The following is a 2,554-nucleotide window of genomic DNA, read 5'->3' as shown; positions in this document are numbered from 1 at the left end:
CCCTGGGGACGGGCGATGACATGTTCACCATCCGTGATGGCACGGTGGTGACCGGCACAGTCGATGGCGGCGTTGGCACGGACACCTTCAACACTGCGATAAACGGCGTGGCCAGCATCGGTGCGGTGACGGGCTTTGAGACCCTGCTGAAGACGGGGACGGGGACGCTGAACATCACCGGGCCTGCGACATCGATGTTTGACACGGTCAATGTCAATGCGGGCACTGTGGATGTGGCAGCCGGTGCTGCGATCTCCGATATGAGCACGGCAACCATTGCATCGGGTGCGACGCTGGATCTGGAAGGTGCTTTCACCTTTACGACAGGCGCTGACACATTCGACGTTGAGGGCATCCTGACCGGCTCCGGAACTATCGACATGCTCGATGGCGATGACACGCTGACCTTCACTGACAGTGCGGATCTGTCGGGTTTATCCGGCCTGGTTGATGGTGGGGCTGGAGCGGATGACAATGTCCTGTTCGATGGATGGGATGGCACCGTAGATGGATCTTCCTTCCAAAACTGGGAAGCGATCACGGTTGTGGACGGCGCAGTTGAATTTGGCCCGACCCTGACTGTTGGCAGTGGGCCCGGGCACGGGATGATCGCGGGGGCTAATGGTGTCATCAGCAACTGGGGTGATTTCGACCTGACCGGTGATCTGGTGACACTTGCCGGTGGCAGGTACCAAAACACCTCTGGGTCTGTGTCGATGATCAACGTCATCGGGAATATCCGCAATGCCGGGGAGATCAGTCTTCAGGATGATGTTGCAGGTGACACGCTTACGGTGAGTGGCGATTACTCCGGCGATGGGGCGCTGCAGATTGACGTCGATGCCTCAGGTGACACGGCTGATACGCTGGTGGTCTCCGGTGATGTCGTTGCAGGCGGGACAACGATCTTTGTCGCGGATATCTCCTCTGGCAAGGCCAGCGGCAATGACATACTTCTCGTCGACGTTCAGGGCACTACCTCTGAGGGCGATTTTCAGCTTGATGGCGGAACCTTGGATCTTGGTGGGGTTGCATATGGGCTTGTCCTGGATGGGTCCCAGTGGTTCTTGCAGCGCCTGTTCCTGCCATCGAACCTGGTCTATGAAGCCTACCCGCAAAACCTGAATGCTCTGAACACGCTCGAGAGCCATAGCCAGCGCGTTCAAGGCCGGGCGTGGCTGGCTGGCGGTGATCCATTCTGTGGCAGTGCAATTCAGCCCGTCGCTCAGCAAGGCAGCTTTGACTGTAGCAATGCCGGTTTGTGGATGAAGGTTTCGGGCGGCAGGGCAGACCTCGACCCGAGAATCTCGACAACCGCGCTGGAACTTGGGGTGTCAGATTCCAACTATGACGTCAGCACCTACAAGTTTGAAATGGGTATGGACACACTTCTCGGGGAGTACGGGAGCGGGCGTCTTGTCGGCGGGTTCCGAGCCTTCTACGGGTCTGCATCCCTGTCCAGATCTTCGTCGATTGGCGGTGGGAGTGTCGACAGCGACGCAGTTGGAATTGGCACAACTCTCACCTGGTATGACGATTCAGGTTTGTATGTCGATGCACAGCTGCAATATGCGGATTTCGAAAGCGATCTGACTTTTGACGGGGCTACTCTGGCAGAGGATAATAGCGGCTCAGGCTATGCAGCCTCTCTTGAGATCGGCAAGACCTTTGCATTGAGCGATACGTTCTCGATCACGCCAGAAATGCAGTACATGTACTATGACGTGGATTTCGACAGTTTCACCGGACCAAATGGTGAGATTGTCTCCCTCGAAGATGGCTCGACCTCGGAGCTTCGGGTGGGCGGCGTCCTGGAATATCGATTACCTGGCCGCAGCGATGCGCAAAGCAGTATCTACCTGTCGGCCAATGTGTTCCACCTGTTCGATGCGACCACAGCGGTACGGTCAGACGATACCACGCTGATACAGGAATCCCGCCCCTGGCGAGGCGAAATCGGACTTGGTGGGTCTTACGAATGGTTTTCTTCAAATGGCGCGCGTTCCGCAATCTTTGCCGAAATGACCGCTGGCTCCGTGCTCGGATCCAGTCTGAGTTCGGGTAAAACTCTGGGAGGCAACCTTGGTGTCAAAATCGAATTCTGAATGGGTACAACGTATAGGTTTGCGTGCCAGTGGTGTAAGCCCGCTTCTCGCAGCCGTCGGGATCGCAGTGACAGCAGGTGCTGGGTCCGCACAGGAGCCCACTTCGCTGTCAGAAACATATGGCGTCTGGGCAGTGCAGTGCAAAACCGCCAGTGGGTCCGAAGGCGATGAAGCGCAACGCGCCTGCCAGGTTTCTCAGGAGCTCAGGCAAGCCGACACACAACAAAGGGTCATTTCCGCCGTTTTCACCGCAAATCCTGACAAGCTGACCCTGATCACGCCTTTTGGCCTGCAACTCGCGGAAGGCGTCAGGTTTTCTACCGGGAATGGCGAACTTCCGGTTGGATGGTTTTCGACTTGCCTGCAAACTGTCGGGTGTGTCGCTGATATTGCACCGGATGCTGATGGTATGGAAAACCTGCAGTCCTCCCAGACGCTTACTGTTCTCA

2 protein-coding genes are annotated in these 2,554 nt (G+C 56.9%); both read left to right on the top strand.

Translation table 11 applies throughout. The features are described from left to right. On the top strand, positions 1–2,105 hold a 2,105-nt coding region (locus ACR0K5_RS24995; RefSeq protein ID WP_480632215.1), incomplete at its 5' end, for an autotransporter outer membrane beta-barrel domain-containing protein. Continuing rightward, on the top strand, positions 2,086–2,554 hold a 469-nt coding region (locus ACR0K5_RS24990), incomplete at its 3' end, for an invasion associated locus B family protein (protein WP_480632214.1). The genes ACR0K5_RS24995 and ACR0K5_RS24990, both read left to right, overlap by 20 nt.

This window comes from Ruegeria sp. AB9 (genome assembly GCF_056542585.1).
The sequence above is the reverse complement of the archived record's forward strand: the minus strand, read 5'-3'. Positions and strand labels throughout refer to the sequence as shown.